This is a genomic window from Pristimantibacillus sp. PTI5, from assembly GCF_048572955.1.
Classification (GTDB): domain Bacteria; phylum Bacillota; class Bacilli; order Paenibacillales; family Paenibacillaceae; genus Pristimantibacillus.
In genome coordinates this window covers 4,623,906-4,645,153 of the sequence record NZ_CP183886.1, presented here as the reverse complement: position 1 = coordinate 4,645,153, position 21,248 = coordinate 4,623,906, and the positions used below count along the sequence as shown (strand labels likewise).

Below are 21,248 nucleotides of genomic sequence, written 5' to 3'. Positions count from 1 at the left end.
TCACGCACTTCATTATGATTTATGTATAATAGAATTCTTTGGTTTGCAAACGGAAGCTTGTCCGCATAACAATAGAGCCTCTCCCATTTACAGCGGAAAGGCTCCAATTTATATTCAAGCTTATGAAACGGCTTTGCGGCCCCGCTTGCATTCGCCCTTGCCGCATGATTTATAGGTTCCTGTAAAATCAAGCCGGTGGTCAATCACCTTAAAACCAAATTCCCGTTCAATGCGCTGTTCGATCTCGCTCAACCAATCCTCTTTGATTTCAGTGAGCGAGCCGCATTCATCGCAAATAAGGTGATGATGCATATGCTCATGACCTTCCTCGCGAAGATCATAACGCGCTACGCCGTCTCCGAAATTCATTTTTTCAACGACATGAAGCTCTGCGAGCAGCTCGAGCGTACGATATACGGTCGCAAGACCAATCTCGGAATATTTTTGCTTTACGAGCATGAAGACGCCTTCTGCGCTCAAATGGTCCATTTCGTTCTCGAGCAGCACTCGCAATATAATTTCACGCTGAGTCGTCAGTTTATATCCGTTCGCCATCAAATGGCGGTTTATCCGGTCCATTTCTGCCGTGATGTTTAACATGCAGAGTTACCTCCTCTTATTCTAAAGCCTGTAAATGACTGCAAACGAAAAAATGTAAAGGCTTACTTTTAGAATGATTATAATTTAATGGTAGTACACTTTAACGAAATTAGCAAATACCATATTTTTATAGCCCCTCCTGCCGCCTCCTTGACATGAATAACAATTATCGATTATGATATGGCCACAGCTATTTCGTAATTATTACTAATAAAGGGCGGGTGAAGGCAATGAAACAAGGAATACATCCCACTTACCACCAGGTGTTGTTTTTTGATGTAAGCAGCGGTTACAAATTTTTGACGGGCTCCACGAAATCGTCGAATGAAAAAATGGAATGGGAAGACGGCAACAGCTATCCTGTTATCCGCGTAGACACAAGCTCTGCTTCGCATCCATTCTATACCGGTAAACAACGCAATACCGACAAAGGCGGACGCGTTGATCGCTTTAACCAACGTATTCAACAAAAGAAATAAGCTCTTCTTTTAAAGAGAAGCTCCGACAGTATGCCTAGCTGCAGGCGTAATGCCGAAGCTTCTCTTCTATTTAACATAATCGTCTAGAGCACCGCAGACAGGCCTCCGTCTATATTCACCGAGGTTCCCGTCACGAAGGATGCCGCTTCAGAAACAAGGAAGCCGATTACATTGGCCGCTTCCCGCGCATTGCCTATTCGCCCCAGCGGTATGCCGTGGCGCGGGTCGGCTGCGAACTCCTCCCAGCTTAGCTCGGGCGCCTTAGCTTGCCACATCCGCTCGATTTGGGCGCTGCGAATGAGACCGATGCATACCGCGTTCACACGGATGCGATCCGCGGCCAAGTCCTTGCTCATCGCCTTCGTAAGCGCCAGCCCTGCCGCGCGGCTGACCGAGGTTGGCAGCGAGGAGGCGCCGGGCGTTTTTCCGCCTATCGCCGTAACGTTGACGATGGCACCGCCGCCCGCTTTGCGCATATGGGGCAGCACGGCTTGGGAAAATTGAACGGCTCCAAGCAGCTTTAAGTCCAAATCGGCCGCCCATGCTTCATTTTCCACCTGCTCAAACGGGCGGGCTGCCGATGTTCCTGCATTATTTATAAGAATATGAACACCGCCGAATTTTGCGATCGTTTCCGCAACCGCCCGTGCTGCCTCCCCCGCCTTCGAGACATCCGCGCTGATCGTCAGCACTGCTTTGCCTGTCTGCTCCTTGATTTGCTCCGCCGCGCTGCGCAGCGAATTCTCCTCCCGCGCGACGATGGCAATCTCCGCGCCTTCGGATGCGAGCAGCAAGGCCGTTGCAAGGCCGATCCCCTTGCTTCCGCCCGTAATAATCGCTACTTTTCCATGTAATCCTAGCTCCATACCCTTTTCCTCCTTTGCTGCTGACCGTCGATTTATTTTTGAACCATTCTTATAACCTTCTGAACCTCGTCATTGATATCGATTTCCGTATGGGCAGGCAAATTCACGATAAAGATACCGCCAAAGACCTGCTGCGACTTCCCCTGCCAGTCACGGATTTTATTTTTTAGCATTTTGAGCTCCAAGGAGTAAATAACCTCTCTGCTCAGCAGCCAATTATGCCGCGTAAACGTAGACTTTTCTATGGTTTCTATGTACATGGAAACATCCTCGATCGTTTTTACCCGAATGACGTCCCCGAATGCTACGTTTTCCGTAAATACAGGATTTTCCTCTATGCGATATAAGTCTTCATCCAGTTGAATGACATCTAGTACCTCTACCTCTTGGCCTAAGCCGTCAAAGCATAGATGCAACGGTATAAAATCTTGAATGCTGCTCACCCTCTATGTCTATATTCAGTGAAGCTACTGAAAAGCCATTCTAGCTAATATCCACATTCGTAAAATGCTCTACGGTCGGGAACGGATCGTAGTAGTGATGCAGCAGCCTTTTCCACTCCAAATATTCCGCTGAACCGCGAAAGCCCACCGTATGATCCTCTAACGTTTCCCATCTTACGAGCAATATATATTTATGGCTTTCCTCAATGCACTTTTGAAGCTCATGGCCTCGATAGCCCTTCATGCTGGCAATAATGGCTGAAGCGAGTTTGAAATCGCGTTCGAATTCATCAGACAGGCCCTCTTTCACTTGTAAAACAGCTACCTCCAGGATCATATGACCAGCTCCTTTATCTCTCAATCTAGCATAAACCAATTGCCCGAAAAACACCACAAGCTATCCGTTAAACCTGACGCGGCAGACGCAAAGGCCATGCATCCAGCTTTCAAAAAAAAAAAGAACGGCTGACTGTTCATAATGCAACGGTCAACCGTTCTTTTGTGTGTTCATCCAATAGGCAGCGCGGACTGCACCTTGCGAATGTACCCGATATCTCGTGTTAACACATCCTTTGTATTTCCGCCGAACCATTCCAGCGAAGCATATCGCTCCGCTTGCTTAAAGGAAGCGAGACGTTTCATTTGCTCCAGAACGGGACGGTAATCGATGGCGCCTTCGGTGAGTGGAACCATACCTCTGCGGTCGCCGCTTGGCGAGTAAACGTTATGCGGCTCGAACAGCTTGGCATGCTGCAGCGAGGATATATTTTTCAAATGATAATAATCCACCCAAGGATCAAGCCGCTCAAGCGAGATTAACGGATCTGTTCCTGATTCCCAAAGATGGAAGAAATCCAAATTAAGGCCAATCGACGGATGCTTCAGTTCTTTCATCAGGCGCAGCGTGCTTCCCAGATAATCGGCCAGCGTGCCCGGATGCGTCTCCAGCAGCAATCTTTTCCCTTTGGCGGCACATAGATCGCCCACGAACTGCAATCGCTCGATATATTGCGTCCATTCCCGCTCGGTAACGCCGAAGCTCGCCCGCTCGCCCGCAAACGTTCGGATTCGGCTCACTCCAAACCAGTCAGCAAGCGCAATGACACGCTCCGTTTGCTCCTCGATCTGGGAAAGCGGAATATCGAGCGCGATATTCAGATAATCGCTGAGCATCGAGACCGCCATCCCGCTCTGCTTCAGCAAAGCTCTCGGATCCTCCGAATAACCGGCACGCTCGATTGTTTCCAGCATGCTTCGGGCATGCGTGCCCCATAGCTCAATCCCGTTAAAGCCCTGAGACGCAGCGAACGCAATCAATTCCTCGAAGGATATTAGCTGATGGCGAAACGAAATCGTGCATAAAGCTATTTTCATAAAATCCCTCCCGCTTGAACAGGCTTCAGCCCGCGCCATCGGATGAAATATTGCTCGAGCCCTTGTTTTATTTGTTTCTCGACGCCGTCTATTCGTTCCAAATGGGCATTTATTTGTTTTACAAGCTCCAGCCGATGTGTCGTAGCTAATTTAATCGCCAAAAACTGAACGGTTGTATAGCCTTGTACCAGCTCTTCGATCAAGTCGCAATATCTTAGGAATTCGGGATTGCTAGGATCCCGCTCCGGCATCAAATACATGAAGGCATGCTCATAGCCGTATTTGCGAATAGCAAGCACCTTGAGCTGGCGCAGCGCTGGCGTAAGCCGGCGAAGCTGCGATGCCTCTCCGGATGCCGAGAGCCCGGCGACGATTCCCTTAATCCGCTCTGTCAGCTCATTGCGTTCTCCTTTAAATGTAGACAGAAATAAGCGTTCAACGCTTTCCTTTGAAGGCTCTCTCACCTTCACGGCATCGATGTAATAGCCGCCGCCGAACGCATTGCCTCTTACGGCTTCGAGTACGCGCTCTCGTCGAACGATGCCCTCCCAGCGAAAATCAGGATCGCGCATAAACCATTCCTCTTCATTATCGGTCTTCTCAATCATTAGAAAATGAGGAAAGGGCTTCTGGTGGAACTTATTCTCTCTCTCCGGCATTAACGCCATATCGATATGCACGATGACCGAACGGTGCTCCGGTTTCCCGTCCAGCAGCTGCAGCAGGACATTCACGTTATCCTCCTTGCTGCGGGTGAAATCGTACCATTCGTGCACCGGCAGGCCGAACAGCTGCTCATACCACTCCAAATAGGCTTCATGCGTAATCTCCTCGGAGAAATAAGACAGCTCCCCGCGTTCATTTACGACAAAATCGCCATCCCATATGCCGAAATAAAAGGGCCTGTAATCTACGCCGCTATTTCTTTTCACGATCTCGCACATGCAGCTGATCAAGCAGTGGACCTTTATTGATTCTTCACCTTCAAGCGGCTGCTTCGTCACCTTCCAAGATCACCTGCCACATTCAAATCCAAGGATTCCAGCTGCATCATGAAATCAAGCAGCGAGCCGACCGTATCAAACACGCCGGGGTCTACCTCATCCTCCGGCACGAATAGTCTCATATCCTCCTCGATATATACGATAAGCTGAAGAATCATAACCGAGTCCAAATATAGATCCTCATTCAGCCGCATGTTTTCCTCCAGCGGCCGCAGCTTTCTCGCAGCCTCAGATGCAAGGCGGTTGATGAGCAATTGCTCCAGCTGCTCCTTGGCCTCCGCTCTTATCATTGCACAGCCTCCTCCTGCTCTAATTGGCGTCTGCTTATTTTTCCCGTGGCACCCTTCGGAATATTGGTTACAAAAGAAATGTCCAGAGGAACCTTGTACGCTGGCAGCCGCTTCAAGCACCACTCCCGCAGCGCTTCCGGCATCATCGCTTCCTCGGCGACGGCCATGCATTTCACTTTATCGCCCGAGACCGGGTGGCTTCCGCGATAGATGACATTTTCTTTAATGCCAGGCATAGATGCGATTACTTCTTCTACCTCTAACGGGTACACCTTCAAGCCGCCTACATTGATAACGTCATCCATTCTGGATACGAATGTAAGGGATCCGTCCGCGTTCACCAGCCCCAGGTCTCCCGTTCGTACGGTCAGTCCATCCGACTCGGCAACCAGCTCTGCCGGCATGCCCTGCTTGTGCTCCTCTTGACCCTGCCCGTTTGCGCTAACATTCCATTGGCGCAGGGGAACGCCTAAATCATGCGGCGACTGCATGGAAGCAGATAGACTGATACAACCCGCTTCCGAGCAGCCGTATTGCTGCAGCAGCGTGCATCCGCTTTGGCTGAGCAGCTCAAATTGCTGCAAGGACATCGGCATGCCTGAACTTATTAGGCGCCGCAGCTCCGGCTGCGATTGGCTCAAGGCGGCAAGCGCCTGCAGCTGTGCCGGAACGCCATAAACGATATGGTCGGGAAAGTCGCGGATCAATCCAAGCGTAAGCTTGGGATTCGCATTCGTTACGATAATTGGCTCTGCTCCTCTGGCAAGAGAAGCCAGCACTCCGCAAAGCAGACCGTAAGAATGGGTTACCGGCGTCAAAACGATCGGCGTGCTCCAGGCTTCCAACCCGATCGCTTCATTATAAGCCGCTATTTCTTCGTTAATCGCGCGCCAGCTGCGTCCGATTAGCTTGGGACGGCCTGTCGTCCCTGAGCTAAACTGGTACACCTTTGCCTCGCTGTCCGCTATAACCGATTGCTCCCGATTGGCGTAATAATTCGTTGTATCGCCGTATAACAAGCCAGCACAGCCTGCATCGCTCATTGTCGCTATGGCCGTCTCGAGCGGCGTGCTGGCATGCATCAGCAGAATAGAGCCTCCATTCTCCTTTAAATAAAGCACGAGCGAGATCAGCGAAGAGGCATCGGCTATACATAAGGCATATCGCTTGCCAAGCGGATCGCGGAGATGCGGTAATTGCATGTATGATCGCCAGTTCCGTTCATGATCCGTAACGGATGTCTTATTTCGGTTAACCTGCAGCATAGCTAATCAGCTCCTCACTGTTTGGTTCAGCAGCTGCTGGCTGATTGGCAAGGGCTAAGGCAAGCTCTTCTTTTGCAGCAAACATCGGATTGGCGACGGTATGGCAGTGCTCGACTGCCTCAGCCTGCAGCCTGCTGCCCGCGAGCTGCTCGACAGGACAGCTCTGCGGGTAAAGATCAAATTTCTCGAACCGATCCTTCTGCTCCGGATAGCGCTCCTTATGCGCGTGCAGCACCTCGACAACAAGCCTCCAGAACGTTTGCTCCCTGTAGCCGTACTTGTCGCTCAGCATAAGCGCCAGCTCGCCTAAATTAATCATGAAAAGCGCATCCAGTGTCATCGCAACAAGCGATGCGCGATCCTTCATTTCGTAGTAATCATTTAGTTTGCCCTGTGCATAAGACGCATGGATTTCTCCAAAGTCAGGCGGCGGAACGAGCGTGCTAACCCCATCGGCGCAAAATTCGACTCCCTCATGAAAATCCTTGAGCGCAACCCGCACCGGAAGGCCGTTTTTGTGGACAAGGATCATATTTTGGGCATGCGATTCTAAAGCAATACCGTGCATGACAAGGAGATGAACGACCGGCAGCACGGCTGCTTCAAGCAGCTGCGCCAGCCAGTTATCGATCCCATGCTGCTCGATCCAAGGATCAATGAACGGCTTTTGATCGGCTTCCAGCGCGTACAGCGCGTGGAAAGGCACAGCTTGCTCATCACTCTCCAAGTACGTATGGATGCTCTCGCGCCAGATACAGCCCAGCGCCCCGTACCGCTCCTGTTCCAATGGATTATCGCTGCGGCTCTCTCCCTCGGCCTCGAAGGTCACTCCAGCAAACTCTTTCAAAATAATGACGCGCGACTTTTCCTTTAAATAGGGGTCTGCCTGCGTGAGCTGACTCAGCCAGCCCGATACCGCCGGGGCGCTGACAACCGAATGCGGAGTCAGCGAGCGGACGGAGGACGTATTCCGTATATGTAGGGACAGCTTAATGCTGGACTTCGACCGGTTATCGGCATTGGAAAGCGTCCGTATCGATTGCTGCGCCCTGTAAGCATCCGTACCGCTGCCAAGCAGAACCAATTGCTTGGCATGCAGCTCGTCGATAAATGCAGGGACGATTTTGTTCCGCCATTGCCATGGATGTACAGGCAGCCAAACATACCGGTCCGGATCGCAATCCGCTTGAATAAGCTTCTCCCGAAAGGCAGCGATTTGAGCATCGCCAAGCTCCCTTTGCAGCAGCTGCTCAAAGCTCATTTCTTCCATAATGGCTGCCTTCCCTATCGATTCCGCCATCGCGACCCATAAAGGACAAATGGGCTGATTATATTCCGGGCCGTAGGCATAGTTATCCTCGTAATGGAATCCTATTCTCGATTTGTAGCAGGGATGGTAAGGATGGCCGTCCATCACCTCATTCTCGAGCTCGTCATAGGATAAACCGTTTAGTCTTCGAGGGTTAACGGAGCGCTCATATTGGGCAAGCACATCCTTCAGCCTCGTTTGCTCCAGCTCAGCCGCCATCGCGCGAAGCTTGTTTTCATCGGGGGTCTGCCCGCGCCATGAAAGAAGTTCGAACAGCAGCTGCCCCGGCTGCAGCTCCATCGCTTCAGAGCTTCTCACTATGCGGGAGGCCGAATGCCGATCAAGCCTTATCCGGCCGAAGGTTATGGCCTCTCTGCCTACGCATCTGTATTCCACTTTGCTTCCGGAGGCATCCTTGCCTTCCAGTATAAATACGAGCTTCTCGCCTAATCTTTCCGTACGCGGCTGAATAACCCGCTCGTAGAGCAGCGACTCCAGCAGCTGCCTAACGATTCGTTCAGTTACTTGATTATAAATAGGCGAAGCAATGGCTTCGCTCGCTTGATAGGCTTGCAGCAGCAACGTCATATTCCTCCTCCATGCGGCATTTTCTCAATAGGCGGCTGACAGTCTGCTCGAGGCCGATAGCTTGTTCTCCCGAATATATCGAAAGATCGGATTATCGATTTGAACGTAAATAGCCGGCGTCTCATTGCTGCCCTCCAGCTCATCCACATCATAAAACCGGGTGAGCAGATTCGCCTTGCACGGGAGCTTTTCCTTTTGCAGAAGCATTTCGAATAATGAGGAGCCGGGACGTCCCATCGGAATGTAGGCTTCAATCTCCATGACCAGCTCTTGCAGCAATTCCTTTTCATCAATCAAGCCTTCCGACCCAAAGCCTTGTATCAAACCAAATAAATGATTCACGATCACGTAATAGCAAAATCTTTCGTCGACGATTTGATCCTCATAGAAATTGCCTGTAATTTCGCCGATTCCCGGAAGCGCCTCTTCAAGCCGGCCTCTTGTCGATTCACAGAAATAAAAACCCTGGTTGTCGCGGTAATAATATTGCGCGGGATAACCGTCCTCCAGCCGGATTACGCTGTTTTGCTGATGGGCCTCTAACGCAACTCCGTATTTCATGTACAGCCACAGCATTGGACCAAGCGACAGCTTCAGATAGCGCTTGAACCAATCCCTGCTTATTTCGGCGGGCGGACGCCCTTCCCGCTGCGCGATGGATTCGATGACATTGCCGAGACGCGACTTTTGGCCAGGTATCGCCTGCTGTACGAGTGATGCGATAACCGCAACCTGCTCCGCCGCTTCCTGGATGAACGGATTCGCGCGCAGCACAACTTCAAAACCGGATTCGGTATGATGCTGCGAACGGAGCGTTATGAATGCCGGGTCGTTTACAATCGTGAAAGCCGGATACAGCCTGCTTACGTCTCCCACAGACGTTTCGAGCAGCCGCATGATCTCTCCGCCGCAGGCAAGCTCCCTGCCCTTATTAATCCGCAGAGAATTCGTCACTTTGATCGGCACCGATACCTTAAGCATAAACGGGGCTTCCGGATGATAGAGCGTGCGTATAGACGAGGTTGCTTGATATTCCTCGCCCAGCCGGCCCAGATCCAGCAGCTCGCCGAGTTCCAGCCACCTGCACACCTCCGGATCGCTCAAAAGCCGCTCGGCTTGCAGGGGATGCACCGGAATAATCGACCAATCGGATGAATGGATATAATTTTGTATGGGATGCGATTTCAAAGCTTTCTGCGTGCTGATATGCCCTTTGATCCAATCCGTCGCGGATAGCGCCAAGCTTGAACCTTCCTTGACGATTGCAGCTTTCGCCGCAAAATAATGCATGCGGAACCGTCCCTTTAATTCAGGGGAAAACTGTGGTTTTCCCGTATCAGGAATCCCTTGCCTGCTCTTTGGCGTGGGATGCATGGAATGGCCGAAAATGAGTGCCTGCTCTGCATCCATAAATGAAAACGAAGTACCGTAGAGGCTTTCATGATCGTCATTCCGGGATTCGATGAATGATTGGATATTTTGGCAGCTCTGAATAACCCGATACACGAATTCCCCCGCAAAATGGCCGTTCTGGTAAACAATCGACAGCTCTTTCACGATAAGTGCCGTCAGCGTTAAATAATCTGCTTCGAGCATCGTGCCTTGCTTTGAATTACGGTAATACAGCGGAAATTGATAGTGATGCCTGCCCGTTGCCGATACATATTGCACAGCGGCATACACATCGACATGCTGACTGAAAAGAGGGATATGCAAATAGCCGACGCATGGATTGGAATACGCATTTCTTGGAAATTCAGCAGGAATCAAGTCGGTAACGGCATGCTCCTGTCCGGATTCGCGCAAATAACAGTTCAAAATATTCGTTATAGTAGCCTCTTCCGCCACTTGCTTAGCATTTGGGCAGGCTTGATCATCAATCGATTGCTTGCGAGGCTTCCCCTTCGCATCATCGCCGGTGTGCGACGTGTAAACGATAAAAATACCTCCCTGTTCAAACGTTTATAAAATGGGCTGATCACTTCATGAGTAATCGTAAATGATTATCATTATCAATACAATACTCTGGATAAAAATAGTACTTTTAAACTACAATTTCCTGTTTCAGGATATTATTCATCATTTTTCGACAATGCTGGGCCGTTCGGCCGTTTACGGATCTTGTTTTCATAAAAAGTTGGCTGATGGAAACATTATTTGTAGAGGACAAAAAACAAACGGAGGTCGTTTTGAATTATATCTATGGTTCTTCGCTGCTGTTAACGGGACTGTTCATCGTTAACCTGGTTTACTCTTATCAAAGCAAGCATATTGACCCTCACTTCTGGACAACGGTTAAATTTCAGCTGCTAGCGCTGCCGCTATTTTTAATCGCCAATTTATGTATCGGTTACGGCATTAAGCTGGGATACAAAGTGCTGGGGAATTTAGGATATGTACTTCTTGCATCAAAGGGGTTAGAGATGTTAATCTCGCTGCTCATGGGTTTTATCTTTATGCGGGAAGCCCCTACTTGGCGAACGTGGATTGGCTTAGCCATTGTCTTTGCCGGCTTCATGGTTGCTAAAGGAAAATAAAAAACGTTCTCCGTATGCATGGCATGGAGCATGCGGAGAACGTCCCATATCTAACCTCAGACCTATATCTAGATAGGACGGAATTTAGTCATTATCGTCCTTGCCGTTCTTCTTATTGCGCCCATTGCCTTTGTCCTTGCCTTTGTCCTTGCCTTCATCCCGCTCCTTTTCCCGTTCTTTTTTGCTTTGCTTCTCCTCTTTTTCTTTCTCACGTTCGCGCTCTTTATCTGTTTTCTCGTCTTCTCTATCCTTCTCTTTCTCTTCTGATTCCTTATATTTATTGGAATCATTATCTTCTTTTTTCTTTTTAAGAACAAGCGCCGGCACCTCTGGAAACGCCATGATCGGCTCATCCTTCAATGCTCCCGTGAATAACGCTTGAAATACTGCCGCAGCGGCCTTGGAGCTCGTTGACAAATAGTGGCTGCTATCCGTTTGGTCATAACCAAGCCATACCGCGCCTACAAGCTGAGGCGTGTAGCCGACAAACCAATTATCCTTAGCGCTGTAGCCTGTCGTTCCCGACATCTGCGTAGTTCCGGACTTACCGGCAAGCGGGCGGCCCTCCAAAGCGGCGGCTTCACCCGTGCCTTCCTTGACGACACCCTCCAGCATGGCTGTCATCGTGCGCGCTATAGCTGGCTCCGTTACCTTTTCTTCGCTTGCGCTTTGATCAAATTCAGCCAGCACGGTGCCATCTGCGGATTCGATGCGGGTAATGGCATGGGCATGCTTGCGTACGCCGTCATTAGCGAACACGCCGAAGGCTTCAGCCATATGAAGCGGCGCTACGCCTTCATGCAGACCGCCAAGGGCAAGCCCTAGCGACCGGTCCTCATCCGTCAAAGGAATGCCGAATCGCGCCGCGGCATCGATCCCCGTCTGGATGCCCATCTCATTCAATAATTTTACGGCCGGAATATTATAGGAGTTAATAAGCGCTTCGTACAAAGACACCCGGCCGTGAAAGGAGCCGTCCGCATTCTGGGGCTCATAACCATTTATGTTGATCGGTTCATCCAGCAGCTCGTCGGTTGGCTTGTAACCCGATTCCAATGCAGGCGTATAGACGGCTACCGGCTTGATCGTCGATCCCGGCTGCCGTTTAAGCTGGGCGGCCCGGTTAAACCCGCGAAAAGGCTGCTCGCCTCTTCCTCCCACAAGTGCCCGAATGCCGCCGCTGCGGGGATCAACCAAGACGGCGCTGCTTTGAATAAGCTGGTCTTCGGAACTCTCTGGAAATAGAGATTCCTTCGCATAAACCTGCTCTGCGGCTTGCTGCATTTTCGTATCCAATTCGGTATAGATTCTCAGCCCGCCTTGGAGTACTTCATTTTCCGTGAGTCCATACGCTGTCATCGCTTCGCGGATGATTTGATCCACATAATAGGGATAACGAATGTCATCGACGCGGTTAGGCTTCGAGCTTAACAATTGAATGGGCTCTTTGACAGCCTTGCTGTATATTTCATCGCTAATTAATGCTTGATCCTTCATAAGCTGAAGAACAACATTCCTTCTCTCCAGCGCCCGTTCCTCATGCTTATAAGGTGTAAGCGCCGATGGCGCCTTTATCAAGCCGGCCAGCAATGCGGATTCTGCCACAGTAAGCTGCTTGGCCTCTTTTCCAAAATACGTGCTCGCTGCCCGATTAATTCCCCAAGCTCCCTCGCCGAAATAGATCTGATTCAGATACATTTCCACAATTTGCTGCTTGGTGTAATTTTCTTCGATTTTTTTGGCAAGCAGCACTTCGTTCCACTTCCTCGTCCAAGTCCGCTCCTGCGTCAAAAAAACATTTTTGGCCAGCTGCTGCGTAATCGTACTGCCGCCTTGAACCGTGCCGCCCGAGGTGAAATTGGTTACAAATGCACGGCTAATCGCCCTCATGTCCATGCCTTCATGTTCAAAAAATCGCTTATCCTCTACCGCAACGACCGCATCCACCATATGCTTGGGGATATCGGCATATCCGATTTCTTCGATTTTATTAAATGAAATACGGGTCGCTTCATCTCCGTTTTGATCATACAGGATCGTTGCCGCAGGCAGCGGCACATCGAGCCGGGCAATGTCCTGTTTGTTTATGAGCATCCGAAAAGCTGTCCATCCGCCAAGCACTGAGATGACCAATATGGCGGCAAACAGAATTAAAATCGTCTTTAATATCTTCCTTTTCTTTTGTAAAGCCGGATTGATCTTCATTACGTTTCCCCCAAGCTGATGCTTATCTCTTTTTTTAAACCCATTTTTAAACCATTCGCAGAGCAAAACGTTTTTTAGTACGTTTAGCCCATTTGCTAATTGTTTGCATAAAAAAATGCCAGAGAACAGATTTCTGTCCCCTAGCATCTTTTAGACGCATTCTTCATTGCTTAAACACCATCATTGTTCATTTCTAAAATGGAAAGCGATTTCAATCCTGCATGTCCATCTTTTTGGCAGTGCTGCTCTATTTGGTTACGCCTGCATTTCCCTAAGAGAAAGCTGCTCGTTAGCCTCTGCCCATAATAGGCGGAAGCCCTTCCGTTTGTCCAAAAATTGTTGATACTGGATCATCGCGATTTCATCCTCCGGGTTTGTTTTCAAGTAAATTTCGAGTTCTGCTATCGTTTGCTCAATCTCGTATAATACATCTCTGCTGCTATGGATCCGCTCCGTGTTTTTCTTCAACTGTTTCCAACCTTTGTTCAACTTTTATCCTCCTGCTGCCCTATTCTATTGTTTTGCAAAGCTATTGGCAGACCTGCAGCAATAGGGCTTCATTAACTAAGATATTCGGAGCTTCTCCATTTAGAACCGGCCTTTGGAAAATAACTCCTGCCGCACACAAATAAGCTCCGCTGCTGCGGAGCTCGGTTGTTTTTGTGGCCGTACCGCTCCCTTTTTTACCTGTTCAATCGTTTCGTTACGTCAATCACGCGATTCGTTTGTACCTTAATTGCCTCAAGCGCGATGGGATCGAACTGTCCATTCTCATCGACAGTCGCGCTCGTGCCGTAAGGATTTCCTCCCGCTTTAAATAAAACGGGATCGGTATAGCCCGGAGCTACAACGATGGCTCCCCAATGATAAAATGCCGTATAAAGGGAAAGAATCGTCGCTTCCTGTCCGCCATGCGGATTTTGCGCGGATGTGAACGCGGAGACCACTTTATTCGTCAGCTTCCCTTTCGCCCACAAACCGCCGGTCGTATCGATAAACTGCCGCAGCTGCGCGGCAGCATTGTCAAAGCGGGTGGGAGTTCCGAATAGAATGGCATCTGCCCATTCTAAATCCTCCGGTTTCGCAACAGGAACCTCGGATGTCTCTTCATGATGTTTTTTCCAAGCGGCATTGGCAGCAATAACCTCTTCCGGGGCTTGCTCAGCAACGCGTAAAAGTCGAACTTCTGCTTCCTGGCTTAAAGCCGCCTCTTCTGCCGCTTTAGCCATTTCATAGTTTGTACCTGTCGCACTGTAATAAACAATCGCTAATTTCACCATAATCCTTTTTCCTCCTAACGGAATGGTCGGTTCAAGTTTAGCCGACTATTTAATACCCTTCCTTTGCTGTTATTAATCAAAAAATGCGGCTGAATGAACGTTGAATCCGACTATTTCCCGAGAAATGATCGAAAAATATCGAGAGTTGGAACCCCATTTGCTTTACGCTTCAAATGAACGGATTTACTCGTGTACGGCAGCTCCCACCGTGTCTTCCGATGTTTCAGCAATCAACCATTAGGGTAATGGAGATTAACAATATCACTAAAGGGAGTGGTTCAAATGGCAACGCAACGTAATGTTGATATCGAAGAACGTCATGTGGAGAAAAAGTCGGATTCCAGCTTGGTAGCATCTACCTTCATCAAATATGCTGCCTATGTCATCATCTTTTTTGGAGCCCTGTACTTCCTGGTTCGTTATGTATTCCCTATGTTCTAAACGGAATGACAAACATAAGGCAGCCGCAGAGTCGGATCATCGACTTTGCGGCTGCCTTATGTTTGTATCCGGTGATATTATAGGATTGCCCACTTTATTTGCAATGCGATTATCTCTTAAATTGAAAAGCATTCCGTATGCTTATCCATAGGTTATGGTAAAATGCGAGAAAGGGATCAACCTATAGATGAAAGGAGTGCTTCCTAAATGGGACGGCTCATCGATCAATATATCCGCAGTGCCGCGGAGAAGGAGCATGCCGAGAAAGCCGGGGAGTTAGCGGCCCGATTTGCCAAGCGGGCGAATATCCATGACCGGGAAGGCTCATTCCCGCATGAAAATTTTGCTGACCTGCGGGATGCCGGCTACTTAAAGCTTACGGTACCGAAAAAGTATGGAGGCGACGAGATTTCGCTTCACGAACTGGTTTTGCTTCAGGAGCGCTTAGCCTACGGCGATGGTTCAACAGCCCTTGCCGTAGGCTGGCATCTTGGACAGATGTTACACCTGCGAACGACCCGGAAGTGGCCGGAAGCGCTGTTTGACGAGCTTTGCCTAGCTGTCGCAGCCAAAGGAGCCATGATCAATACTTTTGCAAGCGAAGCCGCCTCAGGAAGCCCCAGCCGCGGCGGCCGGCCCGAAACGACCGCGGTACGGACAGAGGCCGGCTGGATCATTACGGGCCGCAAAACCTTCAGCACCCTCGCGCCGATCCTTGACCGGTTTGTCGTAACCGCTTATATTCCTGAGGAAAAATGCGCTGCGGATTTTCTAGTCTACAAGAACGACCGGGTGAGCATGATTGAAACATGGAATACGATCGGCATGCGCGGAACCGGAAGCCATGATGTGGTCATGAGCGAGGTCTTCGTTCCCGATGAACACCGTCTCTCCGGAAAAGGCACCGACGACGGCGGCGGATGGCTTCTGCATATCCCGGCTTGCTACATAGGCATCGCCATGGCTGCGCGTGATTATGCAATCTCATTCGCGCAAACCTATCGCCCGAATCATCTTCAGGGACCAATCGCCGAGCTTGCAACGGTTCAACAATCGATTGGACAGATGGAAATCGAGCTCCGTACGGCCCGCTCTCTCGTTTATGAAGCGGCTGGCCGCTGGGATCGGGAAATAGAGCAACGGCCGTCATTGCGGCCGGAGCTAGGGCTGGCCAAGTTTGTCGCTACGAATAACGCGATTAAAGTGGTCGACATGGCCATGCGAATCGTAGGCGGCGCCAGCTTATCCAGAAACCTGCCTTTGGAACGCTACTATCGCGATGTCCGGGCAGGCCTTCACAACCCGCCGATGGACAATATGGTGCTGCAAACGCTCGCCTCTAGCGCTCTGGGCGAAAAACGATGATGTTCTCTCCACGGTTTACGGTTGAAACAAATCATCGGCGATAAGAGTCTTGGATGCTTCTTGCTTTCCGGCTATAAAATACTCATACCGGCCCAGCCTGGCAAGCGCCTCCCGATCCGGCTGCCATACCCACTCGTCAATTTCGGTTTGGCACCGATGCGCGCGGAAGGCTGCGAGCTTCGCGGCCAAATGCCTGCGAACATCGATTTTTACAATGTCCTGCTTGGAATAGCCGAATCGCTCAGGGGCTTCCATGGCATCGCCAAAGCTGATGAAATAGAGGGAGCCCTGCTGCCGGGTTCGGTGAAAAGCCGCGGTAGCAGCCTTCCCAATTGCACAGTGATCAGGGTGTCCGCCTAATGTCTCATGAAAGGTCAGCACCACATCAGGACGGATCTCTTCCATCAACGCGCCTATTCTGTCAATCAAACGATCAGAATCGTAAAATTCAACCATTTTATCGCGAATACCGAAAAACTCCAGACGTTGGATGCCAAGCGCTTCACAGGCTTTCCGCAGCTCCTTTTCCCGAATCTCCGGCATGGACTCTCTATTTACATAAGGCGGATTTCCCATCCGGCGCCCCATATCTCCCCTTGTTGCACTTACAAGCGTTATTTCAACCCCCCTGTCCGCATATTTAGCCAACGTTCCGCCGCATATAAATGACTCATCGTCAGGATGAGCGAACACGGCCAGCAGCCTGCCCTTTCGATTACCGTGATTTTCAGTCATTCCGGAAACGGCTCCTTTCCTAGGTGGAGAGCGACATTCATCCTGCCAAACTCGTCGTAACCGGCAAGCAGCAGCTTGCCATCCGCCATTATTTCGTAATGGGTAAGGGCTTCCATACGCAGCCAGCCTATTTCATCAAAGCGCAGCGCAAGCCGATACGGCCCTTCACCCGCAATAAAAACTTCTTCGAGCCTTACTTTGAAATTCCGAACAAAAACGAAGGACGTTGCTTCGCTATGAAGATAGGCCTCCTGCGCTCGGAAGCCTTGGAACGCAGCTTCCAGCTCAGGCTTGTTTATGTATTTCATCGCCGCTTCATTCCCCTTCTATAAAATTAATAGGAGCTATTACATTTTAGCATGCGCCTCTGGTCTATCACCATAGGAAGGTGAGGGTAGGCTCATTGATCCGCATATGCTAAATCCTTGTTCAGCATGCATGACAAAAAAACGCTTCAGACAAATGCCTGAAGCGTTTTTTCTCGTATGCTACAAATCGGCCAGCACTTGATACCAGATCCCTTTTTTCGAATAAAGGTTTTGTCTGACCTCTGGCCAACCGCCTAAGTATGAAATGTCGAACAGCTCATCCGGCACCGTATAAAGGTCCTTCGTGTCCGCCGCAACCTTCTCATCCACGGCACGGAAACCATGCTCAACGAATATACGTTGTGCCTCGTCACTGTGAAGGTAAGCAATGAAAGCTTCGGCTACCTTGCGCGAGCCATGCTTATCCGCATTCTTATCCACGATTGCAGCCGGATTCTCGATCAGAATCGTGCTTTTCGGCACGATGATGTCGTAATCGACGCCCTTCTTAATGCGTGCGAGCAGCTCATTCTCATAAGTGACGATAACATCGCCAACCCCGTATTCAAAGGCGGCCATCGATGCGCGTCCGCTTTTGTCGAGCGATTCCACGTTCGCGTGAACGGCTTTTAGGAAGCTTTTGGCGTAAGCCTCATCCTTCGTGCCGTTTATCTTCTCCGATTGCTTCAGACCCGCGCCATAAATGGCATTGATGTCCCACTGCGCCCCGCCGGAGGTTTTCGGATTGGGATAAAGCACCTTAACTTCCTCCCGCGTCAAATCATCCCAATCTTTAATAGCGAGCGGATTACCCTTACGGGTACCTAATACAACGATGGAGTTCGTAATGTTCCCACCGTTACTCTGAGCTTTCCAATCATGCGTAATGAAGCCGGCATCCGCGATTTTATCCAGATCGCCTTCCATCGCAAGAATAGCGACATCCGCTTCAAATCCGCCGGCAATCGCGCGCGCCTGTGTCCCAGAAGCCTCATACGATTCCTGAAAGGTTACCTTCTGTCCCGTCTCCTGCAGCCAATAATCTTGGAATGCAGGGAGTACGTCAGCGAAAGCGTCCTTCACCACCGAATATGCACCGATTACAAGGGTAACATCGCCGTCCTGTACGGTAGACCCAGCCGCATTGCCGTTCGTCTGCTCTTCTGTGCCGCAGCCTGCTGCGGTGAGCAGCAGGACGGAGGCTAACAGGAGAATGAACATGCGCTGACTTGTTGCTCGATTGATTTTCATGTTCGCATACAACTCTTTCTACGTAGCTTTTGGTTAGATATGAATAGGCATCGGATCAACCTTCAATTTATTTTCCTCAATCCAGCTTTCGTTGTCATTGAATAAGTAGGCACGGTGCACAAGCACGCTGACCTGATCCCCCGGATGAAGCACTTCCTTCTCGAGCGAACGGTACGTAATCAGCTTTGTATCGCCGACAAGCAGCTCAACCATCCACTCGCTGCCGCGGAAATGCAGATGCTTCACTTTACCTGGGAGCGTTGCGGAGGCAAGCTTGATTTCTCCCGGCTTGCCGATCTCAATATATTCCGGACGGATAAGCGCTTTGGTTCCAGGACGGCTTCCCGCATCTTCAAAGCCCTTAAGCTCCGAGATATTGTCCACGATCGTGGATTCGCCGATAAAGCTGGCGACGAACGGCGTCTCGGGATTTTTGTATATATCCCAAGGGCTGCCCTTCTGTTCAAGCTTGCCCTTGCTGATGATCATGATCTCATCGGCGACTTCAATCGCTTCCTCTTGGTCATGCGTAACGAAAATGGAAGTGATGCCGACACGCTCGATCATTTCCTTGAGCCAAGTGCGAAGCTCTGTCCTGATCTTTGCATCGATGGCCGCGAAGGGCTCATCGAGCAGCAGCAGCTGCGGCTCCGGCGCAAGCGCACGGGCGAAGGCAACGCGTTGGCGCTGTCCGCCGGACAGCTGATGCGCATACCGATGCTCGAAGCCCTTCAAGCCGGTCAGTTCAACGAGATACATGACACGCTCGCGAATTTGCTCCTTGGATTGCTTCTTCACCTTTAAACCGAAAGCAATGTTGTCAAACACGGTCATATGCTTGAACAACGCGTAGTTTTGGAAGACAAACCCGATCCCGCGCTCCTGCGGAGGCAGATCGTTAACGCGTTTGCCATGGAAAATAATATCGCCCGAGGAAGGAGACTCAAGCCCCGCCAGCATACGAAGTATGGACGTTTTACCGCCGCCGCTCGGTCCGAGCAAGCCGATCAGATGACCTTTTTCGATTTCAAAGCTAACATCTTTCACTGCATGAAAATCGCCAAAGTTTTTGTTTAAGTTCCGTACTTCAATATGCATGGCTTAATGCACTTCCTTTCGTTTTTTCGCCCATTCCATTAGCAGCAGCAGTCCGACGGAAAATGCCGCAAGAACGAGCGCCACGCCGTTGGCGGCAACCACGTTGAAATTTTCTACATCCTGATACACAAGCGTTGTAGCCGTTTGCGTTTTATTCATAATATTTCCGGATACGACGAGCACCGCGCCAAATTCCCCTAGCGAGCGTGCTACCGTCAGAACAACGCCATAGATAACTCCCCATCGGATCGAAGGCCAGGTCACCTTCCAAAACGTATACCAAGAGTAGGCGCCAAGGGTGGATGCCGCTTCCTCCTGCTGTGCTCCGATCTCCTGAAGCACCGGCATTACCTCGCGCACCATAAGCGGGAACGTTACGAACAAGGTCGCAAGAATCATCCCCGGCAGCGCATATACGATTTTGAAGCCCGCATCCTCAAACAACGTGCCAATTACCGTATTCGGTCCCAAAATAAGCACGATCATCAGACCGCCAATAACCGGCGATACCGCGAACGGCAAATCGACCAAGCTGTTGAGCAGGCGCTTCATCCGCCGACCGATCCACTCGGCGCGGACAAGATACATGGCCAGCATAATGCCAAATACCGTGTTCAAGCCTGTAACGACCACGACGATAATTCCTGTCATCATGAGCGCGTGCAGCGACTGAGGTCTTGTAATCCCCTCGATAAATCCGCTCCAGCCGTCAGCCCAAGAGCCGGTAAAAATCTTGATCAGCGGGGCGATCAGCAATAAACCAAAAACGATATACGTTAATGTAATCCACAATCTTCTCATCATTGGTCGCTCCTCCTGCCTTGAATGAGGTTAACCGTCCAGAGGATGAGGAAGGATAGCGTCAGCAGCAGCACCGATACGGCAGCCGCTCCCTGCGGATTACTGCTTTCGATTTCTCCAAAAATATAAACCGATGCGATAAGCGTCTTTCCCGGAATATTGCCGGCTACGAGCACAACTGCGCCAAACTCCGCTAGTCCGCGGGAGAAGGCCAGCATCGCGCCGCTTAAAATACCTGGCAGCATAGTAGGGAATATAACGCTAAAAAATGTTTTCGCACGCGTAGCGCCTAAAGTATAGGCCGCTTCTTCTTCCGATTTGTCCATTTCCTCAAGCAGCGGTTGAATGGCCCGGATCACGAACGGAAACGTAACGAACAGCATCGCTACGATAATCGCGGGTTCATGAAACACGATCTCGATGCCTATTTTCTCCGCCAAGCCTCCAACGAAGCTATTTGGGCCAAGCAGCAGCAAAATCATCAGTCCGCCGACCGCTGTCGGCAATGCAAACGGCAAATCGACTAAGCTATTGAGCAGGCGCCGTCCCGGAAAACGATAACGAATAAGCACCCAACCGATCATCGTACCCAGGAATACGTTAAGAATCGTTGCGATGACGGCCAGCTTCACCGTAAGCAGCACGGCCTTCCAAGCTAATGGATCTGTGACGCTTTCCCAGAAAGGAGTCCATCCAAGCGAAAAGGATTGCGTATAAATACCGAGAATTGGTAAAACGATTAGAATGACAAAATAAAGCATAATGGCGCTTCGAAAACCGAAGCTCCACCCTTTTCCGCGAAACAAAGCATTCACTGTGACTTTACCTCCCAGACCATCGGCTCGTGCCGCAGGTGTAGCAAAACAAGTAAAAACATAATTCCTATTAAGTTACTAGGTATTAATAATGTAGCATCCAAACTGGGATTAAGTCAATAAAAAATTTAGAAAAACTAATCGCTTTCATAGCCATTTCTTATGAACCCCCGAGCTGCAAGCACCCCTATCTA

23 protein-coding genes are annotated in these 21,248 nt (G+C 50.2%); 4 read left to right on the top strand and 19 right to left on the bottom strand.

All coding sequences use genetic code 11. The annotated features are described in order from the left end of the window. Positions 1–120: 120 nt before the first annotated feature. Positions 121–600: a Fur family transcriptional regulator gene (locus ACN6MW_RS20780; protein WP_364144108.1), complete on the bottom strand. Its 480-nt coding sequence runs from the start codon at positions 598–600 to the stop codon at positions 121–123. 230 nt (positions 601–830) lie between these two features. On the opposite strand from ACN6MW_RS20780, the gene ACN6MW_RS20775 reads away from it, so the two are divergent. Continuing rightward, the gene (locus ACN6MW_RS20775) at positions 831–1,079 is read left to right on the top strand and encodes a type B 50S ribosomal protein L31 (RefSeq protein ID WP_364144111.1); all 249 of its coding nucleotides are present in this window, start codon (positions 831–833) and stop codon (positions 1,077–1,079) included. An 83-nt stretch (positions 1,080–1,162) separates the two neighbouring features. On the opposite strand, the gene ACN6MW_RS20770 is transcribed toward ACN6MW_RS20775, so the two are convergent. From ACN6MW_RS20770 to ACN6MW_RS20730, 9 genes are all read right to left on the bottom strand, one after another. Continuing rightward, positions 1,163–1,945, bottom strand: a complete 783-nt coding sequence (locus ACN6MW_RS20770) for an SDR family NAD(P)-dependent oxidoreductase (protein WP_419871873.1) — start codon at positions 1,943–1,945, stop codon at positions 1,163–1,165. 32 nt (positions 1,946–1,977) lie between these two features. After that, complete coding sequence (locus ACN6MW_RS20765) at positions 1,978–2,388, bottom strand: DUF4265 domain-containing protein (protein ID WP_419871872.1); 411 nt, start codon at positions 2,386–2,388, stop codon at positions 1,978–1,980. 40 nt (positions 2,389–2,428) lie between these two features. Continuing rightward, complete coding sequence (locus tag ACN6MW_RS20760) at positions 2,429–2,725, bottom strand: antibiotic biosynthesis monooxygenase family protein (RefSeq protein ID WP_419871871.1); 297 nt, start codon at positions 2,723–2,725, stop codon at positions 2,429–2,431. Positions 2,726–2,895: 170 nt separating this feature from the next. Beyond that, positions 2,896–3,762: a sugar phosphate isomerase/epimerase family protein gene (locus ACN6MW_RS20755; protein ID WP_419871870.1), complete on the bottom strand. Its 867-nt coding sequence runs from the start codon at positions 3,760–3,762 to the stop codon at positions 2,896–2,898. Beyond that, a complete protein-coding gene (locus tag ACN6MW_RS20750) occupies positions 3,759–4,706 on the bottom strand; it encodes a DUF6005 family protein (RefSeq protein ID WP_419876406.1) in 948 nt (315 codons plus the stop codon). Before ACN6MW_RS20750 ends, ACN6MW_RS20755 begins: the two co-directional genes overlap by 4 nt. A 56-nt stretch (positions 4,707–4,762) precedes the next feature. Continuing rightward, positions 4,763–4,960, bottom strand: coding sequence for an acyl carrier protein (locus tag ACN6MW_RS20745; RefSeq protein WP_419876405.1), 198 nt, complete (start codon positions 4,958–4,960; stop codon positions 4,763–4,765). 92 nt (positions 4,961–5,052) lie between these two features. Then, on the bottom strand, positions 5,053–6,321 hold the full coding sequence (locus ACN6MW_RS20740) for an AMP-binding protein (RefSeq protein ID WP_419871869.1): 1,269 nt from the start codon (positions 6,319–6,321) through the stop codon (positions 5,053–5,055). Next, entirely contained in the window at positions 6,308–8,218 is a 1,911-nt protein-coding gene (locus ACN6MW_RS20735; RefSeq protein ID WP_419871868.1) for an IucA/IucC family protein, read from the bottom strand. The genes ACN6MW_RS20740 and ACN6MW_RS20735 overlap by 14 nt, the downstream gene beginning before the upstream one ends. A 24-nt stretch (positions 8,219–8,242) precedes the next feature. Beyond that, positions 8,243–10,066, bottom strand: coding sequence for an IucA/IucC family protein (locus ACN6MW_RS20730; RefSeq protein ID WP_419871867.1), 1,824 nt, complete (start codon positions 10,064–10,066; stop codon positions 8,243–8,245). A 296-nt stretch (positions 10,067–10,362) separates the two neighbouring features. On the opposite strand from ACN6MW_RS20730, the gene ACN6MW_RS20725 reads away from it, so the two are divergent. Further along, a complete protein-coding gene (locus tag ACN6MW_RS20725; RefSeq protein ID WP_364144136.1) occupies positions 10,363–10,755 on the top strand; it encodes a hypothetical protein in 393 nt (130 codons plus the stop codon). 84 nt (positions 10,756–10,839) lie between these two features. Here ACN6MW_RS20725 and ACN6MW_RS20720 read toward each other — a convergent pair whose 3' ends face one another. The 3 genes from ACN6MW_RS20720 to wrbA all read right to left on the bottom strand — a co-directional run bounded on the left by ACN6MW_RS20720 (position 10,840) and on the right by wrbA (position 14,240). Continuing rightward, positions 10,840–12,960, bottom strand: coding sequence for a transglycosylase domain-containing protein (locus ACN6MW_RS20720; RefSeq protein WP_419871866.1), 2,121 nt, complete (start codon positions 12,958–12,960; stop codon positions 10,840–10,842). A gap of 255 nt (positions 12,961–13,215) precedes the next feature. Beyond that, on the bottom strand, positions 13,216–13,449 hold the full coding sequence (locus tag ACN6MW_RS20715) for a hypothetical protein (protein WP_419871865.1): 234 nt from the start codon (positions 13,447–13,449) through the stop codon (positions 13,216–13,218). 194 nt (positions 13,450–13,643) lie between these two features. After that, complete coding sequence (wrbA, locus tag ACN6MW_RS20710; protein ID WP_419871864.1) at positions 13,644–14,240, bottom strand: NAD(P)H:quinone oxidoreductase; 597 nt, start codon at positions 14,238–14,240, stop codon at positions 13,644–13,646. Positions 14,241–14,522: 282 nt separating this feature from the next. On the opposite strand from wrbA, the gene ACN6MW_RS20705 reads away from it, so the two are divergent. Continuing rightward, entirely contained in the window at positions 14,523–14,681 is a 159-nt protein-coding gene (locus ACN6MW_RS20705) for a hypothetical protein (RefSeq protein WP_419871863.1), read from the top strand. A 207-nt stretch (positions 14,682–14,888) separates the two neighbouring features. After that, positions 14,889–16,046 (top strand): acyl-CoA dehydrogenase family protein, encoded by a 1,158-nt coding sequence (locus ACN6MW_RS20700; RefSeq protein ID WP_419871862.1) that lies wholly within the window; start codon positions 14,889–14,891, stop codon positions 16,044–16,046. A 15-nt stretch (positions 16,047–16,061) separates the two neighbouring features. On the opposite strand, the gene ACN6MW_RS20695 is transcribed toward ACN6MW_RS20700, so the two are convergent. From ACN6MW_RS20695 to cysT, 6 genes are all read right to left on the bottom strand, one after another. Beyond that, positions 16,062–16,781, bottom strand: coding sequence for a PIG-L family deacetylase (locus ACN6MW_RS20695; protein ID WP_419871861.1), 720 nt, complete (start codon positions 16,779–16,781; stop codon positions 16,062–16,064). Then, the gene (locus tag ACN6MW_RS20690) at positions 16,778–17,089 is read right to left on the bottom strand and encodes a DUF1806 family protein (protein WP_419871860.1); all 312 of its coding nucleotides are present in this window, start codon (positions 17,087–17,089) and stop codon (positions 16,778–16,780) included. The genes ACN6MW_RS20695 and ACN6MW_RS20690 overlap by 4 nt, the downstream gene beginning before the upstream one ends. A 180-nt stretch (positions 17,090–17,269) precedes the next feature. Then, the gene (locus ACN6MW_RS20685; protein WP_419871859.1) at positions 17,270–18,340 is read right to left on the bottom strand and encodes a sulfate ABC transporter substrate-binding protein; all 1,071 of its coding nucleotides are present in this window, start codon (positions 18,338–18,340) and stop codon (positions 17,270–17,272) included. A gap of 33 nt (positions 18,341–18,373) precedes the next feature. Continuing rightward, complete coding sequence (locus ACN6MW_RS20680; protein WP_364144162.1) at positions 18,374–19,438, bottom strand: sulfate/molybdate ABC transporter ATP-binding protein; 1,065 nt, start codon at positions 19,436–19,438, stop codon at positions 18,374–18,376. 3 nt (positions 19,439–19,441) lie between these two features. Next, positions 19,442–20,239, bottom strand: a complete 798-nt coding sequence (locus ACN6MW_RS20675; RefSeq protein WP_419876404.1) for a sulfate ABC transporter permease — start codon at positions 20,237–20,239, stop codon at positions 19,442–19,444. Next, positions 20,239–21,000 carry a sulfate ABC transporter permease subunit CysT gene (gene cysT / locus ACN6MW_RS20670; protein ID WP_414698858.1) on the bottom strand — a complete coding sequence of 254 codons (762 nt, stop codon included), beginning with the start codon at positions 20,998–21,000 and terminating at the stop codon, positions 20,239–20,241. The genes ACN6MW_RS20675 and cysT overlap by 1 nt, the downstream gene beginning before the upstream one ends. Positions 21,001–21,248: the final 248 nt, after the last annotated feature.

Bases quoted from the DNA above. Each gene is read 5' to 3' on its own strand.
- ACN6MW_RS20780 (WP_364144108.1), bottom strand. From the start codon at position 600: ATGTTAAACATCACGGCAGAAATGGACCGGATAAACCGCCATTTGATG.
- ACN6MW_RS20775 (WP_364144111.1), top strand. From the start codon at position 831: ATGAAACAAGGAATACATCCCACTTACCACCAGGTGTTGTTTTTTGAT.
- ACN6MW_RS20770 (WP_419871873.1), bottom strand. From the start codon at position 1,945: ATGGAGCTAGGATTACATGGAAAAGTAGCGATTATTACGGGCGGAAGC.
- ACN6MW_RS20760 (WP_419871871.1), bottom strand. From the start codon at position 2,725: ATGATCCTGGAGGTAGCTGTTTTACAAGTGAAAGAGGGCCTGTCTGAT.
- ACN6MW_RS20755 (WP_419871870.1), bottom strand. From the start codon at position 3,762: ATGAAAATAGCTTTATGCACGATTTCGTTTCGCCATCAGCTAATATCC.
- ACN6MW_RS20750 (WP_419876406.1), bottom strand. From the start codon at position 4,706: ATGTGCGAGATCGTGAAAAGAAATAGCGGCGTAGATTACAGGCCCTTT.
- ACN6MW_RS20745 (WP_419876405.1), bottom strand. From the start codon at position 4,960: ATGCGGCTGAATGAGGATCTATATTTGGACTCGGTTATGATTCTTCAG.
- ACN6MW_RS20740 (WP_419871869.1), bottom strand. From the start codon at position 6,321: ATGCTGCAGGTTAACCGAAATAAGACATCCGTTACGGATCATGAACGG.
- ACN6MW_RS20735 (WP_419871868.1), bottom strand. From the start codon at position 8,218: ATGACGTTGCTGCTGCAAGCCTATCAAGCGAGCGAAGCCATTGCTTCG.
- ACN6MW_RS20725 (WP_364144136.1), top strand. From the start codon at position 10,363: ATGGAAACATTATTTGTAGAGGACAAAAAACAAACGGAGGTCGTTTTG.
- ACN6MW_RS20720 (WP_419871866.1), bottom strand. From the start codon at position 12,960: ATGAAGATCAATCCGGCTTTACAAAAGAAAAGGAAGATATTAAAGACG.
- wrbA (WP_419871864.1), bottom strand. From the start codon at position 14,240: ATGGTGAAATTAGCGATTGTTTATTACAGTGCGACAGGTACAAACTAT.
- ACN6MW_RS20705 (WP_419871863.1), top strand. From the start codon at position 14,523: ATGGCAACGCAACGTAATGTTGATATCGAAGAACGTCATGTGGAGAAA.
- ACN6MW_RS20700 (WP_419871862.1), top strand. From the start codon at position 14,889: ATGGGACGGCTCATCGATCAATATATCCGCAGTGCCGCGGAGAAGGAG.
- ACN6MW_RS20695 (WP_419871861.1), bottom strand. From the start codon at position 16,781: ATGACTGAAAATCACGGTAATCGAAAGGGCAGGCTGCTGGCCGTGTTC.
- ACN6MW_RS20690 (WP_419871860.1), bottom strand. From the start codon at position 17,089: ATGAAATACATAAACAAGCCTGAGCTGGAAGCTGCGTTCCAAGGCTTC.
- ACN6MW_RS20685 (WP_419871859.1), bottom strand. From the start codon at position 18,340: ATGAAAATCAATCGAGCAACAAGTCAGCGCATGTTCATTCTCCTGTTA.
- ACN6MW_RS20680 (WP_364144162.1), bottom strand. From the start codon at position 19,438: ATGCATATTGAAGTACGGAACTTAAACAAAAACTTTGGCGATTTTCAT.
- ACN6MW_RS20675 (WP_419876404.1), bottom strand. From the start codon at position 20,239: ATGAGAAGATTGTGGATTACATTAACGTATATCGTTTTTGGTTTATTG.
- cysT (WP_414698858.1), bottom strand. From the start codon at position 21,000: ATGCTTTATTTTGTCATTCTAATCGTTTTACCAATTCTCGGTATTTAT.